This is a genomic window from Methylomonas defluvii (assembly GCF_033949435.1).
GTDB classification, from domain to species: domain Bacteria; phylum Pseudomonadota; class Gammaproteobacteria; order Methylococcales; family Methylomonadaceae; genus Methylomonas; species Methylomonas defluvii.
Map to the genome: position 1 here is coordinate 1 of NZ_JAXARY010000041.1, position 15585 is coordinate 15585.

Annotated in this window: 14 protein-coding genes and 1 pseudogene; 3 read left to right on the top strand and 12 right to left on the bottom strand. The window is 51.0% G+C overall.

Annotated features, from left to right (window positions below; all coding sequences use genetic code 11):
• The 12 genes from QLH52_RS23900 to QLH52_RS23955 form a co-directional block, all read right to left on the bottom strand.
• On the bottom strand, window positions 1-230 hold a 230-nt coding region (locus QLH52_RS23900; protein ID WP_319963208.1), incomplete at its 3' end, for an HU family DNA-binding protein.
• 99 nt (window positions 231-329) lie between these two features.
• The gene (locus QLH52_RS23905; protein ID WP_064023724.1) at window positions 330-605 is read right to left on the bottom strand and encodes an HU family DNA-binding protein; all 276 of its coding nucleotides are present in this window, start codon (window positions 603-605) and stop codon (window positions 330-332) included.
• A 327-nt stretch (window positions 606-932) separates the two neighbouring features.
• Window positions 933-1271, bottom strand: a complete 339-nt coding sequence (locus tag QLH52_RS23910) for a hypothetical protein (protein WP_256611986.1) — start codon at window positions 1269-1271, stop codon at window positions 933-935.
• Between the two features lie 235 nt (window positions 1272-1506).
• Complete coding sequence (locus QLH52_RS23915; protein WP_319963209.1) at window positions 1507-2781, bottom strand: HD-GYP domain-containing protein; 1275 nt, start codon at window positions 2779-2781, stop codon at window positions 1507-1509.
• A gap of 103 nt (window positions 2782-2884) precedes the next feature.
• A complete protein-coding gene (locus QLH52_RS23920; protein WP_319963210.1) occupies window positions 2885-5590 on the bottom strand; it encodes a cation-translocating P-type ATPase in 2706 nt (901 codons plus the stop codon).
• 77 nt (window positions 5591-5667) lie between these two features.
• Complete coding sequence (locus tag QLH52_RS23925) at window positions 5668-6237, bottom strand: hypothetical protein (RefSeq protein ID WP_319963211.1); 570 nt, start codon at window positions 6235-6237, stop codon at window positions 5668-5670.
• A gap of 11 nt (window positions 6238-6248) precedes the next feature.
• On the bottom strand, window positions 6249-6569 hold the full coding sequence (locus QLH52_RS23930; protein ID WP_319963212.1) for a hypothetical protein: 321 nt from the start codon (window positions 6567-6569) through the stop codon (window positions 6249-6251).
• 18 nt (window positions 6570-6587) lie between these two features.
• Window positions 6588-7205 (bottom strand): cation efflux transmembrane domain-containing protein, encoded by a 618-nt coding sequence (locus QLH52_RS23935; protein ID WP_319963213.1) that lies wholly within the window; start codon window positions 7203-7205, stop codon window positions 6588-6590.
• A 56-nt stretch (window positions 7206-7261) separates the two neighbouring features.
• Window positions 7262-10405 (bottom strand): efflux RND transporter permease subunit, encoded by a 3144-nt coding sequence (locus QLH52_RS23940; protein WP_319963214.1) that lies wholly within the window; start codon window positions 10403-10405, stop codon window positions 7262-7264.
• Window positions 10398-11831, bottom strand: coding sequence for an efflux RND transporter periplasmic adaptor subunit (locus QLH52_RS23945; RefSeq protein ID WP_319963215.1), 1434 nt, complete (start codon window positions 11829-11831; stop codon window positions 10398-10400). Before QLH52_RS23945 ends, QLH52_RS23940 begins: the two co-directional genes overlap by 8 nt.
• Complete coding sequence (locus QLH52_RS23950) at window positions 11824-13110, bottom strand: TolC family protein (RefSeq protein WP_482194197.1); 1287 nt, start codon at window positions 13108-13110, stop codon at window positions 11824-11826. The genes QLH52_RS23945 and QLH52_RS23950 overlap by 8 nt, the downstream gene beginning before the upstream one ends.
• 119 nt (window positions 13111-13229) lie before the next feature.
• Window positions 13230-13592 carry a hypothetical protein gene (locus QLH52_RS23955; RefSeq protein ID WP_319963216.1) on the bottom strand — a complete coding sequence of 121 codons (363 nt, stop codon included), beginning with the start codon at window positions 13590-13592 and terminating at the stop codon, window positions 13230-13232.
• 135 nt (window positions 13593-13727) lie between these two features.
• On the opposite strand from QLH52_RS23955, the gene QLH52_RS23960 reads away from it, so the two are divergent.
• The 3 genes and pseudogenes from QLH52_RS23960 (at window position 13728) to QLH52_RS23975 (ending at window position 15407) form a co-directional block, all read left to right on the top strand.
• A complete protein-coding gene (locus QLH52_RS23960) occupies window positions 13728-14138 on the top strand; it encodes a MerR family transcriptional regulator (protein WP_319963217.1) in 411 nt (136 codons plus the stop codon).
• A 97-nt stretch (window positions 14139-14235) separates the two neighbouring features.
• Window positions 14236-14941, top strand: a pseudogene (locus QLH52_RS24550) (MerT/CopZ fusion-like heavy metal transport selenoprotein).
• Between the two features lie 16 nt (window positions 14942-14957).
• The gene (locus QLH52_RS23975) at window positions 14958-15407 is read left to right on the top strand and encodes a putative iron-sulfur cluster-binding metallochaperone (RefSeq protein ID WP_319963220.1); all 450 of its coding nucleotides are present in this window, start codon (window positions 14958-14960) and stop codon (window positions 15405-15407) included.
• Window positions 15408-15585 lie beyond the last annotated feature (178 nt).

Here is a 15585-nt window from a genome sequence, read left to right on the forward strand (position 1 = left end):
GTGTGCCGACTCGGTAGACTGACAGACTCCCCGGTCTTGGGATTCCTACCCATACGGGCTTTGCGGGGAATCGTTGAAAAACCACCAAATCCACGAATTTCAATTCGTTCGCCAGTGGCGACAGCGGTAGTCAAAACATCAATGATAGTGTTGACAGCGAGCTCTACGTCTTTTTGCAGCAGGTGCGCTTGCTTGGCGGCCAGCGCACCCATCAGTTCCGATTTTGTCATCTGAAATGTCGAAGGTTCGACGGTGAGTTAATCGTCGAATCATAGCGCAGTTTCAAGAGGACTTCGAGCCACTCAACGCCCTCTATTTCTCAAGAGAATTTAACCGTTAACGGCGTCTTTTAAAGCCTTTCCGGCTTTAAAGCCTGGTAGTTTTGCCGCAGCAATGGTCAGTCCAGCGCCGGTTTGCGGATTGCGGCCTTGACGCTCGGCACGTTCCTTGACTTCGAAAGTGCCAAACCCCACTAACGATACCGAATCGCCGTTTTTCAAGGTATTTTGAATGGCACTGAGGATGCCATCCAAGCCCCGCCCGGCATCGGCTTTACTGAGATTCGCATGGCTGGCAATGGCGTCAATGAGTTCGGATTTATGCATGGTTTCCTCAAAAGGTGGGATGTAAAAACTAGGCGTTGATGATCGCAGTTTCAACATGTTCCTTCAAGCAAATCAGTCTGGAAGGCGTGTAAACCGGAACCGCAAAATTTATGTACCAGTAGCGAATGTCGGCTTATAAAATTCGCAAATTGTCGCAACCGACCCCAAGCAGCCGTTCGCCATCCAACTCATTGACAGTCCGGTCCCATCATACAGCGGACAGTCAAATCAACGACAGAACCCTTAATAATTGTCCGACTAACAAATTGAACAATATAGTTCAGCGGCTGCTTGCCATGATTCTTCTTGGCAAGCAGCACAAATCACTTACATCTGGCGATGCATTGCTGCCATACTCAAATTGGCCTCGGCGGCTTTTTCATAGGCGTTAATAAGAACTCGGCAATGGCTGACCAAAGTGTCGCCCTGTTTACCGTAAAGATAACTTTTTGACTGGTATTGGCTAAGCAGTTTTTTGTGCTCTTCAACTTTAAGTTGCAGTTCTTTGGCCGCTTCTTCGTAATGTTTCGCCAATGCCTCGTGATCAGCTTTGGTCGTTGCGCTTTGAACGGCTTGAGTCATATCCATCGGATGCGGGTTCATCTCACTACATGCCACTAAGATGCCAGCACCTAACAATAGGGTAATCAATAGTTTTGTTTTCATAGATTTTCTCCAGATTTAGTTGTTATTAATCGTTAATTTCGTCCTGTTTTTATAGCTCATGGAGTGATGAAAAATTAGAAATGACATCAATCCATTCTATAAATCTTTATATTTCAAGCACAAATAGTGCCATTATTAAAATCAATGAGTTAAATTCGTCTTTACATACTCTCACGGCCTATTGCGCAATACTGGTGCAAACCAAGGTGTTACTGCACCGCATTGGGTCAATTTCCTAAGCTGATGTGCGAGCAAATTCATCTCTTGCCTTTCGAACCTTAAAAGCTGTATTCAAGAAGTATTCGCCAACGAGGCGTTGTAGCATTGCCTCCAGTTGAGATTCGTCTAAATCATTCACCTCTTGATGAAGACGCGGAGCAATCTTGGCAAAAATCGTTACCAGCCGAGGGTCAAAGTGGCTACCGCCTTCTTTTACGAGCTTGGAAATAGCATCGACTACGGGCCACGCTTCCTTGTACGGACGTTGCGAGGTCAGCGCATCAAACACGTCCCCTATAGCAAATATTCGCGCGTTTAGTGGAATGGTGTTCCCTGTAAGGCCTTGCAAATACCCGCTGCCGTCATATTTTTCATGATGAAACTCCACGACATCCCGCGCACCGGTTAACCAGTGCGATTTGTTTAGAATTTCCACGCCTAATACCACATGCGTTTTCATGACCTCGAATTCATCCGCTGTTAGTTTTTCCGGTTTCAGTAAAATCGGATCGCGGATGCCGATCTTGCCAACATCGTGCAAAAAAGCCCCCGCAATTAGATCGCGCATATTTTCTTCAGGCAATCCAATCGCTTCGCCAAGCCGTAGCGCGTAATAAGTCACTCGATAGTTATGATGGTTGGTTTCCGAATCGCGTTCTGCGATGGCACAGCCCAGTACATTCATCAGTTCAAGATTGCCTTGTAAGAGTTCGCCGGAAAGCCTGATGACGCCTCGATTGAGTGTCAGGACAATCGGATACATCAAGAGGCTGGTAAAGAAAATGCCTAGCGTCACGAAGGCCAGCATACGGATTAGGTTTTGCTTCAACATGGCAAACGTTTCCGGATCAACCTGATAAACACCCTCGAAATAACCCATGGGCGAATCCTGTTCGCCACGTAGTGGAACCAGTGTCACCAGCCACAACTGCCCATGAATAAAATGCAGGTCATGAGTAAACTCGTCGGCCTGTGGAAATTGATGGCGATATTGATCGATGAATTGCTCGACCAATTCCTGTCCTTGGCGAACGGCTTCGAGTTTTAATTGTTTGTTGCGGTCGTACAATTCGACAATCAGAAAATGCTGGCTAACCAGCTGTTCGGCTAGCTGCGTCAGGTGTTCGGTCGATTGGGCATCGAGTTGTTCCAGATTATGGGCCGATGCTCCGCTGAATATCGCTGATTCCTTCAGCGCAAGGGCATGAACCAATTGCTCGGCCCTCTTGATCTCCAGCCATAAAGTGGAACCGCCTACCGTTACACTCAGGAACAACCAGCCTAAAAACAATCGGGTCAGAATTTTTCGGTGGATAAACCGATTGGTGGACATCGCTTGTGGCGATTTCATCTTTTTAGGCTGATGGCAACGTGATTGCTTGGTTTTCATTGTTCTAAGCAAACTTTTTAGCACGATTAAGCAGGATTTTTCTGAGCTCTAAGATTGCCAAGGGTATAAATCCAACCCCGATCCAGACGACACACTGATGCAACGACACCGATTTGATCTGAAACAGGGTTTGCAACACCGAAATATGGTGTATCGCCAACTGTAAGCTGAAACACACGGCGACAATCAGAAACAAGCGCAGATTGGAAAACAAGCCGATTTGCCAGATGACACGTTGCTCGCTTCGCGCACCGAAGGCACGCAGCAAACCGGTAATCACCAGAGCGGTAAAGGCGGCATCGCGAGCTTGATCTAGCGTATTGCCAACCACATGCAGTTCATAGGCAAACACGCCGAGCGTGACGCTCGCGGCTAACAAACCGGTGAATAAAGTCAGATAAAACAAATGCCGGTTGAGTAACTGGGACTGAGCCTGTCGAGGCGGGCGATTCAATACCCCTGGATCAATCGGATCGGTGGAAAGGGCCAAGGCCGCAAAACCATCGGTGACCAGGTTGATCCACAACAGGTGTAACGGTAAAAGCGGTAATGGCCAACCCAGCAGCACCGCACCCAACATCACCAACAACTCGCCGGTGCTACTGCCCAACAGGTAAGCCAAGGTTTTGGCGATGTTGTCATAAATGCCGCGTCCTTCTTCAACGGCGGCGACAATGGAAGCAAAATTATCATCGGCGACAATCATGTCGGCGGCTTCTTTGGTCACTTCCGTACCGGTAATGCCCATGGCGATTCCGATGGATGCTTCTTTGATAGCCGGCGCATCGTTCACGCCGTCTCCCGTCATCGCGACAACCGCCCCAGTCGCTTTCCATGCCCGCACAATACGCAGTTTATGCTCGGCGGTTACCCGTGCATACACCGAAACATGCGGCACGCGTTCCTTTAACTCAGCATCGTCCAAGTGGTCTATCTCGGCACCAATCAGAACTTCATCGCCCTTATCCATAATCCCTAATTCGCAGCCAATGGCCCGCGCGGTATCCGGATGATCGCCGGTGATCATCACCGTTTTGATCCCTGCCCGTTTGCATTTGCTGACGGCCTCTCTGGCTTCACCACGCGGTGGGTCCTGTAAGCCAACGAGTCCTAGCAAAATAAGCTGCTGTTCGATCTCGACATCACTACCGAATACGCCCGTACCGAAATGGATGCCTTCTAGTGGACGCTCTGCCACGGCCAGCACTCGCAACGCATCGTTGGCCAGTAAGCGATTGGCCTGAAAAAAATGAGTGCGGTCGATTTCAGTCAATGCCCTGACACCTTGGTCGGTGCGAATCAACGTGCAACGGCTAAGAACGACTTCGGGAGCACCTTTGACAAAGGCCCAGGGGAAATTGGTCTGACGACGGATAACGCTCATGCGCTTGCGGTCGGAATCAAAAGGGATCACCGCCAAACGCGGCATGTCCGTTTCAATGGCAGACCTCGTAATATTCGCTTTCTCGGCGGCCACCAATAACGCCCCCTCGGTAGGATCGCCTACTACAGTAGATCGGCCATCGATTAGCGTGAGTTCGGCATCGTTGCATGCCGCCGATGCTCGCAGCAAGGCGAATAATTCGGGGCTTTCCGAAGGGAAACTTTCCATGTTGCCAGAGAAAAATGTGCCTTCCGTGGCGTAACCTTCACCGGTAACACGATAGAGGTTTTGCGAGGTCACCAACTTGCGGGCCGTCATTTCACCCATCGTCAGCGTGCCGGTCTTGTCGGTACAAATCACCTGCGCACGGCCCAATGTTTCGACCGAAGCCAAGCGTCGCACCAAGGCATGCCGTTGAACCATTCGCTGTACGCCTAATGCCAGCGCAATCGTTACCACCGCTGGCAGCCCTTCGGGAATCGCCGCGACCGCAAGACTCACCGAACTTAGGAAAAGCTCAAAGGGGGCGATGCCTCGCCATACTCCCAGACCGAAAATCAAGCCGACAATGCCGAAACACGCTATCAACAACAGGCGCCCAACCCGCTCCAGTTGGCGTTGTAAAGGGGTTTCTCCGCTTTCGGCCGATTCGAGCAGTTTCGCGATGCGACCCAGTTCGGTTTCCATGCCGGTGTTGACCACCACTGCGCGAGCGGAACCACCAGTCACACTGGTCCCGAGAAAAACCATATTGCGCCGCTCAGCCAGCGGTGTGTCCAATACCAGACTAACGGTAAACTTAGCCACGGCTTGCGATTCCCCCGTGAGCGGGGCTTCATTGACACGAAACACGGAAGCTTGAATAAGGCGGGCATCCGCCGCAACCAAATCGCCCGCTTCGAGTAACAGTAGATCGCCAGGAACGACCTCAGATGTGGTGACCACCAGGCTATGGCCATCCCGAATCACTCGGCAATGCGGCGCGGTTAAACGAGCGAGTGCGGCGGCCGCTTTCTCGGCCCGATACTCCTGGAGAAAGCCAATGACCGCATTCAAGATCACGATAGCGATGATGGCAAGACCATCGATCACTTCACCGAGTGCAACGGAAACAGCCGCTGCACCCATCAGTACCCAAATAACGAGACTTTTAAACTGGCTGATAAAAATCACCAAAGCCGAAAATCGCTTGCCCTTATGCAGTTTATTTTGCCCATACCGAGCAAGTCGGTTTTTCGCGTCTTCGCTGGAAAGTCCCTGTTCCATATCGGTCGCAAGCAAGCCTGCGGTTTCGATTGCTGATAGCTTGTGCCATGTATTCATCATGACCCACCTCCCTTTAACCATATTGGTGACGGCAGAGATAACGACCGGTGACAGCGTGGGATTATCAAAACAAGCCCCTATTCCGGAATACTGCCCAATAACGAATCCACTGCGGTCGAAACCGCTAGATCGACCCTTTTATCGTTTATCAACCCGCTCAATATCCCGCCATCCCCGACCAAACAAATAGTGCTGTCCCGCCATAGCAGCAAGCCCTTCTCCTTGTCGTATAGAAAGCCTGCCACTTCCACCTTATCGTTGCTGCCAACCACATTGAGCTCGATAAGGGCCAAGACCATGATCCAGCGTGCATCCGGCGGACCAAGGCGTTTTATCAAGGCAGGATCGGCGGCCCGTAGACTATCGTTGGTCAGGACAGTGCTCTCGCCCGAATCACTCAGAACCACCGGGTATCCTTTCCGCTTCAGGATCGTTGCCGCCTTTTGGCGCAAGCGTTCTTCGAGAGGAACCGCGACCTGCTGGTCTATTCGCGCATCAATGGCTGGCAGTAGCGTAATCTGACCTATGGATTTGGGCGTCAATCCCGAAGCCCGGTAGAATGCGGGCTGGGTAACGGCACACCCTTCGAGCAAGAAAAGCACACCGACTAAGGTGATTAAAATTGATTTATGCCAACGGATAGTCATGTCTCACCCCCTCACTCTTTCTGGCGATGCAAATTTGCCATCTTCAAATTTTCCTCCGCCGCTTCTTCGTAGGCATTGATCAATGATTGGCAATGTTCTTTAAACCCTTCGGCTTGCCGGCCGTAAAGATAGCTTTTGGCCTGGTATTGGCTCAAAAGCAGCTTGTGTTCCTGAACCTTGGCTTGCATCTCCTTAGCGGTATCTTCGTAGTGTTTTACCAATGCCTCATGCTGTACGGCCAGGTCAAAATCCATCGAATGAGGATTGATTTCGCTACAGGCGGCTAGTAAGCCGGTCGTTAAAAGCAAAGTGATCAGAAATTTTGTTTTCATAGGTGATTTCCAGATAATTTAAATTTTCGAATAATTAATTTCTTTGAGCGCGGAGCGGATAACGCGGAAAGAAGAATTCAGCAGCAGCATAACCAGACAGGATGCGACGACAATATCCGCCCATCCCGATTCAAAGTACCAAACTGCTCCCGCTGTGATAAATACCGATAGATTTGATGCGATGTCATTTCTTGAACATTCCCATACCGAGCTCATGTTGATGTCTTCATTTCTGTGCTTCCACAGCAGAAATAGACATAGCGAATTTGCAGCCAGGCCCGCCAAACTGAAAATGCCCATGATCTCGTAAGATGGCAGTACAGGCTCAATCAGCCGCTGAATGATTTGCGCCAAGACCACACACGCCCCGATCAATATCAAACTACCCTTAAATAAGGCCACTTTCGCCTTAGTGGCCGCTTCTTTGGAAACGGCGTAAAGGCTTAAACCATACGTTAGTGCATCGCCGAGATTATCCAGACTGTCCGAGAGCAGCGCCGTTGATTTTCCGTAAACAGCTCCGCCGACAATGACCACAAACATAACGGCATTAATAACGAGTACCGCTTTAAGCGTGCCACGTTGTCGTTCGCGCAATTTCTCGATTGCGCAGTTATTTTCACAACATGAAGCCATATCAAATTTCTCCGTGAGCCTAATGTATTGATGAAAGCATCAGTAACATCTCAGGACTATGGGTATCGAAACCGTTCTTGGAACTGCAACACCAGGCTGTAAATCACCGGAAACACCAGAAGGCTTAATACCAACACCGTCAGCATGCCCCCCAGCGCCGGCGCCGCGATGCGTTGGGTCACGTCCGCACCGGTGCCGGTTGCCGTCATGATGGGTATCAAGCCGATAATGTTGGCCAGCGAGGTGATTGCTACTGGCCTGACACGCAGAGCCGTCGCGGCTTCGCTGGCCGCTCGGATTTCCTCGCCGGTCAGTGGCGCCTGTTTTTGCGCCCGCAGCTTATCGATTTCAATATCGATAAAGCTCAGCACCATCACCCCGGTTTCCGCCGCCGTGCCGGCCAGCGCGATAAAACCGACATAGACGGTAATCGACAGGTTGTATCCCAACCAGTAGATGAACCAAATGCCACCAATCAGGCTAAATGGAATCGCCAACATCACGATAGTCGGTTCGGTGATATTACGAAAGGCGGTATACAGCAGGATAAAAATCAGCAGTAGCGTGATGGGCACCACGATGCGCAAGCGTTCCGCCGCCCGTTCCATGTATTCGAATTGACCGGACCAAGTGACGGTATAACCTGCCGGTATCGTGACAGTTTCGGCTAAGGTCTTTTTTGCCTGCTCCACATAACCGCCGATGTCAGAGATTTTAAGGTCCACATAAATCCAGGCGTTGGGCCGTGCATCCTCGGTCTTGATGACATCCGTGCCGCGTTTAAAGTTGATGTCTGCCACTGCTGTCAAAGGAATCTGGCTGCCTGTCGGGGTGGAAATCAACACTCGTCGCAAGGCTTCCGGGTTATCCCGCAGATCGCGCGGATAGCGTAGATTCACGGGATAGCGCTCCAGCCCTTCGACGGTTTCGGTGATATTCATGCCGCCAATCGCACTTTGAATCACATCCTGCACATCGCCGACGGTTAAGCCATAACGCGCGGCCGCTTCGCGGTTAATATCAAAATCCAGGAAATAGCCACCGACGGCTCGATCACCGTAGGCCGATAGCGTATCAGGCAAGGTTTTCATCGCCTGTTCGATTTGCAGCGACAGGGATTGCAGGACATTCAGATCGGGACCGGACACCTTGATACCCACCGGGGTCTTGATGCCAGTGGAGAGCATGTCGATTCGGGTTTTGATGGGCATGGTCCAGGCGTTGGCCAAACCGGGAAAATGAATGGCCTTGTCCATTTCATCCATCAGTTGCCGGGTGGTTTTGCTTGGATCAGGCCACTGTTCTCGCGGCTTTAACTTGATGGTCGTTTCCACCATCATCAACGGTGCGGCATCGGTGGCGGTTTCAGCCCGGCCAATCTTGCCGAACACATGATGCACCTCGGGAAAGGTCTTAATGATCTTATCGGTCTGTTGCAAGACTTCCCTAGCTTTGGTGATGGAGATGCCCGGAAAGGTGGTGGGCATATACAAAATATCGCCTTCATCCAAGGGCGGCATGAATTCACTGCCCAATTTGGATAAGGGATAAAGCGTGGAGGCCATTAACAGCAGCGCCACGATCAGCGTGGCACCCCGCCAGCGCATCGCCACTTTTAAAACCGGCGAATGCATGGCATGCAAAATCCGATTAATCGGGTTTTTTTGCTCGGGGATAATCTTGCCGCGCACAAAATACCCCATCAACACCGGCACCAGCGTGATGGTCAAGATCGCGGCGGCGGCCATCGCATAGGTTTTGGTGTACGCCAATGGGCTGAATAAGCGACCTTCCTGCGCTTCCATGGTAATAATCGGCAGGAAGGACACGGTGATCACCAGCAACGACGAAAACAGCCCCGATCCCACCTCACGGGAGGCATTGCCGATGGCTTCCCAGCGTTCCTGTGAAGTCAACTTGGCTTGTTTTTTCTCGGCTGCTTCAGCCAGGTGTTTGTGGGCATTTTCCACCATCACCACGCCACCATCGACCATATCGCCAATCGCCAGCGCGATGCCGCCCAACGACATGATGTTGGCGTTCATGCCTTGCCATTTCATCGCAATGAAGGCCATCAGGATACCCAAGGGCAAGGTGATCACGATTACCAAGGACGAACGCAGATGCAGTAAAAACAAGGCCACCAAGGCGCAAACGATGATCAGCTCTTGGGTCAACGCCTCTTTCAAGGTGTCCACCGCCCGTTCGATCAGGCTGCCTCGGTCATAGACCGGGACGATTTCCACGCCTGCCGGCAGGCCTTTTTTCAGTTCTTCCAGTTTCGCACGTACATCTTCAATGGTTGCCAGGGCGTTTTCACCGAAACGCATGATCACCACGCCGCCGGCTACTTCGCCTTCGCCGTTGAGTTCGGTGACGCCGCGCCGCAGTTCCGGGCCGATCTGGACATGAGCCACATCCTGTAACCGTATCGGCGTGCCGTTGGCGTCGACTCCGACCGGGATGGTATTCAGATCGGCGATGGATTTGATGTAGCCCAATCCTCTGACCATATATTCGGTTTCGCCGACTTCCAGCAACCGGCCGCCGACATCGTTGTTGGAACGCTTGATGGCCATCATCACCGTGGATAGCGAAATGTCATAAGCTTGCAGCGCATTGGGATCGACTTCCACCTGGTATTGTTTAACGTAGCCACCAACCGAGGCGACCTCGGACACACCAGGCACGGTCTGTAAGGGATAACGCAGATACCAGTCTTGAATCGAACGCAGTTGCGCCAAGTCGTGCTTGCCGGTCTTGTCCACCAAGGCATATTCGTAAATCCAGCCGACACCGGTGGCATCGGGACCGAGCGCCGGCGTGACGCCTTGAGGCAGACGGTTTTTCACATAGTTGAGGTATTCCAACACCCGCGACCGTGCCCAATACATATCGGTGCCGTCTTCGAAGATCACGTAGACGAACGACAAGCCAAAAAACGAATAACCGCGTACCACCTTGGCATGCGGCACGGCCAGCATGGCAGTGGTCAAGGGATAAGTGACCTGATTTTCGACCACCTGCGGCGATTGGTCGGCATAGTCAGTGAAGATGATCACCTGCACGTCGGATAGGTCCGGTATCGCGTCCAATGGCATATTCTTAAACGACCAAATCCCGCCGATGGCCAGGATAATTGCCCCCAACAGCACCATGAATCGGTCTTTTAAAACGCTGTTGATGATGAAATCAGTCATGTTGATGCGCTCCTGGTTTCACTGACAACGACTTGCTTGCCGGCTGCGATGCAGCGGGCTCCATCATTTTTGAGGTGGCTTCGTTCAGCTTGGATTCGGAGTCGATCAGGAATTGCGCCGAGGTGACGACTTCCTCACCCGCAGTTAATCCATCAAGAATGGCAATGTCGTCATTGGACGACAAACCCGTCGTCACCTGACGCGGCTCGAATTTACCGGGACCGCGCACCACCAAAACCTGGGTTTGCGCGCCGGAGCGGATCACCGCCTCGGCAGGGATTACCACCGCATCCAGTTGTTTGCCGGCATGGATGGTCACTTCGGCGAACATATCGGGTTTTAACAACAAGTCGGCATTGTCGAATACCAGCCGCACTTTAATGGTCCGGGTCTTGGCTTCGGCATAAGGGTAGATAAACGCCAGGCGGCCTTTGAAGGTGCGGCCCGGCACACCGGCCAAGCGCATGTGAACCGGGTCGCCTTCCTTAACCCAGGGCAGTTCGTATTCGTAAATTTCGGCATAGACCCAGACCGTGGAAAGATCGGCGATCATGTACAGCTCGGTTTCCGGCGTAACGTATTGGCCTTCGCGGGCGCCGATGTTGATGACGATACCGTCCGCCGGGGTATGAATATGCAGGCTCTTTTTGATGGATTGGCTATCCGTGAGATCGTGCAGTTGATGGGCCGGCACATCCAGCAGATTCAAGCGTTCGCGGGAGCTTTTGACCAGTTCTTCCGCACCACGGCGGATGTCTTCGATCGGGCTTTTTTCCAGCACTTTAAGATTGTTTAAGGCCAATACATATTCCTGTTGACTGGCGACCAGTTGCGGGGAGTAAATGCTCAGCAGTTCCTCATTCTTCCTGACCCTTTGCCCGGTCTTATCGGCACGCAAGGTTTCAATCCACCCTTCGGTTTTGGGATGCAGTCTGACAATATGTTCTTCATCATAGGCTACCCGGCCAACGGCTCGGACCACATGCGATAGCAAGGTTTGTTTGGCAAGCGCGGTCCGCACACCGATGTTTTGCACCGTGGCGGCATCGATTCTAACGGTACCGGTCGAATCGTCAGCTTTTGACTCGTCCTCGGCATACACGGGCAGATAAGCCATGCCCATATTGTCCTTGGCAGGAATTGGTGACGTGACCGAGGGATTCATCGGATTGCGGTAAAACAGAATTTTGGGTTGTTTAGGCACTTTCTCGTCGGCATACACCGGCTCATAGTCCATGCCCATGGCATCCTTGGTTGGCACCGGTGATGTTGCCGATGGATTCATGGTACTTCTGTAAAATAAAGGTTTTTTGCCCTCTGCCGGTTGAATCGTCGATTCCTGTTTAGGTTGCTGAGCCAGCCAATAGCCGCCTGCCAAGCCTATCCCCAAGGTTAATGTGGCGGTTAATAACAATTGCTTATTCATAAATGTTGTCCTCGCCCACATTCGCGCAGAGTTGCGCTAGTGCTTGTTGGGCTTCCGTAAAGGCTTTCCAGTATTGGGTTTCGTATTCGAACAATGTGATCTGGCTGCGCACCAGATTTAGGAAATCGACCTTGTTGACCTGATAACCGGCCAACATCGAGGCGACGGTTTGCCGGGCTTGCGGAATGATGCCGGTATCGAACAACACGAATTGCTGTTTGGCTCGTTGATAATCACTGTGACTTTGGGTAATTTCAGAACGAACCGTGTTCCAGCGATCTTGAAGCGCATACCGCTGCTGCATGAGTTCACTAGTGCGCTGATCAACGGCTTTGGCTTGCTTACTGGCGGCAAAAATCGGCACGTTCATACTGACTCCCAAGCTCAGCAAATCAGAACGACGGGTGCCGTCGAGCATATTGTTGCGAGCGCCATAGGCCGCTTCGACGTTGAAGTCCGGTAGAAAATCTTTTTGCGCCAGTTCCAGCTTGGATTGCGCCGCATGGATGCCTTGTCGGTCGCTTTCCAACATCGGCCTTGAGCTTTCCGCTTGTTGGTAAAGGCGGTCTTCCTGCCTGATTTCCGGCAGCTGTATTGACAGCGTGGCGGGTAATTGGACGGGGTTGTTGGCGGGTTGATCCAACAGTGCATTGAGTTTGGCGACGGTACTGCGCCGCATACCATCAAGGTTGATTTTCTGATCCAACAGTTTTGAAAGTTCCAATTGGGCCAGCAATACATCCTGCTGCAAGCCTTCGCCCACTTCGTATTTACTACGGGCGATATCGACGAACTGCTGCAATAAGGTGTGATTGTTATCGACGATCTCCCGTGTCCGATCCAGATAAAAAACCTGCCACCACAGCGTTTTCACATCGCTCAACAAACGCAGGCGCAGTTCATCGGCATTCAGCGTGGCGGCTTCCGCTTCATACATCGCCGCTTGCTCGCGTAGCGCCAGTTTGCCGGGAAAGGGGATACCCTGGGAAAGCCCAAAACCGATTTGCGTCATGTCTTCTTGCCGCGTGCTAAAGCTGTTAGTCGGCAAGCTCATGGCATTGAAGGTGATTTGCGGGTCTGGCAGGCTGCCTTCCTGCGATGGAATCGCGGCCATCGCCTTGGCACGAGCCAGGGTTTGTGCCAGGTCGGGATTATCCTGAACGACTTTTTGAGTAGCCGCCTCAAGCGTTAATAGCGGTTGCTCATCTGCGGTGGCCAAGCGGCAGACAATAAACAGCGTCGCCATCAGCAGACGCCTGGATCGAAAAAAGGATGACATGATGATCCTCGTAAACTCGTGATAACCATGACGAACCGACAACCGCCGGACTTTGGCCGATGTTGATCGTCATAAGAGCGGTGATTATTTCTTACAGCAAAACACCACCGTTGAACGGCTTAGAGGCTAAAAATCGGCGGTTTTATGTCGGGAGGTGCAAGAAACGAGGCGGAATTAGGTTTTTCCCCAAAGCCATAGCTATTGGACACATGGATTGGAATAAACCTGAAAGATGACGTGATCCCGCAATCCACGCAAACATGAAAGCTGCAACTAGCCAAGTGAGGTTTGGCCGTGGCGGATTGGCAATGATCGGCATGTTTGGAGACCAAGCCCCCTCCATCGTCCATATCATCGGCGGCGACAACCATTTGCGCAACCGCTAACTGGCTGGTGAGTGCAGAATAATGAGCAAACGCCACCACCACAGGCATGATAGCCATGAGCACTAATAGAATGGTGGTGAGGCGATGTTGCATCATATTTGCCAGAGTCTAACTTATCTATATCATTGTAGATGAAATTTTTCATTATTGACGTCTAAAATCTGGACGCCTAAAGGCTAGTGATTGAAAACTGCATGACAATAAAACTCTTTTGATCTAAGGCTCAATAAAATGCCGGCTTTGACCATAGGCAAACTTGCCAAACAAACCGAAGTCACCATCGAAACCATCCGCCACTATCAACGCATTGGTTTACTGACAGAGCCAGCGAAACCCGATGGTGGTTATCGCGTTTATTTAGCTGATGCGATTGCCCAGATACGTTTTATCAAACGCGCTCAACAGGCCGGATTTACCTTGAAAGAAATTGCTACCTTGTTATCGCTTGACGGGCCGCACTGTGCCGATGTACGACAACTCGCCGAGCAGAAATGCCAGCAGATCGATCAAAAAATCAGGGATTTAACGGCACTGCGTCAGGTATTGGGAAACCTAGTCAACGACTGTCAGCAGACAGCTCCAGCCGCTCATTGCGCTATTCTCGATGCGTTTAGCGATGATGATGCATCAACCAACCTCTAATTTTAAGTAAGACACCACCGCCCACTTGACTCTGTTCTAAACAACAGGGTTTAGACTCCTTGCCAACATTAAAAATTGTTGAGTTTAGGAGATTCGCATGAAAACAGACCCTGAAACATCTATTAACTCCCCGTCTTGGCTAGGTATCGGTGCCGTATTAGCCGCAATAGGCGCTTCGGCATGCTGCGTCGGCCCCCTGTTGTTTTTATCTTTAGGCATTGGCGGGGCCTGGATGAGTACACTTACGGCAATGGAACCGGCCCGTCCTTTTTTTATCATCCTGGCTCTGGTCCTTATGGCATTAGGGTATCGCAAACTCTATCGGAAGCCTTACTGTTGTGAAGAAAGTGCCATCTGTACCAACTCCGATGCCCAACGTAAACAACGCCTAATATTTTGGCTTGGTTCCGCGTTCATTTTGCTGCTGCTGGCCTTTCCCTGGTTAGCGCCCTTTTTTATGGCTTGAGAGAATCGGTATGACAATTAAAACCAGTTTGTTAATTTTGAGCTTGTCATCAAGCACTCTGTGGATGCCGACGGCCTATGCTGAGGCCACTGTTGCACAGCCAAACCAACAGCAAACGGTGACGCTGAATATAGAAAACATGACCTGCGCGATGTGTACAGTCACCATCAAAAGAGCCTTGCAGAAAGTCGAAGGCGTACAAAAAGTGGCTGTCGATTACGATGCCAAAACGGCCGAGGTTACTTTTTACAACCACAAAACCAATAGTGCAGCCTTGATCAAAGCCACGACTGATGCCGGTTATCCGGGAACCCTTGTCGCCCCGGTTTCTCGATAAAGCCAAGGATACATCTATGTCTGATTGCTGCAGCCCAAGTACATTGACCAAAACCAAACAGAATTGTCCTGAATGCGGTACCTCGTGCAAAAGCGTTGGCATACTTACGTTGTACCATCAGGTACGGTTTCCCGAGAACCAGTCAATCATCACCGACAGCTATTATTTTTGCCCTGCCAAAACATGCTCAGTTGGGTACTTTTCCAGTACGAGCAACACTATTCCCAAACAGCATTTAAGAAGCTATCAATCTATTCAAAACGACGCGCTTTGTTACTGTTTTGATATTGACGCCGAGCAGTATTTATCGGCATTAAAAGATCACCGGGAAGAACCGATCAAAGCTTTCGTCGTGCAGCGCACTCAAGCCGGGGAATGTGCTTGTGAAATTAGAAACCCGTCAGGCCAATGCTGTTTAGCGAACTTCAAGCGTTTAGAAAATGACCACAATACAGATGGCAAATGATCGCTATAAACCAGCCATTCGGAGAACTGATTTTTTGTATTTTTCATAGACCGCTTTTGGCCGTCTGCCGCCGATGGTCAGCGGCATATATTTCAGTTGCAAATAAGGAATCTGGTATTGGCGGTTGTCCGATCAATACCAGATGCAATGTCTAGTTTAATCTTATACTGTGCCACCC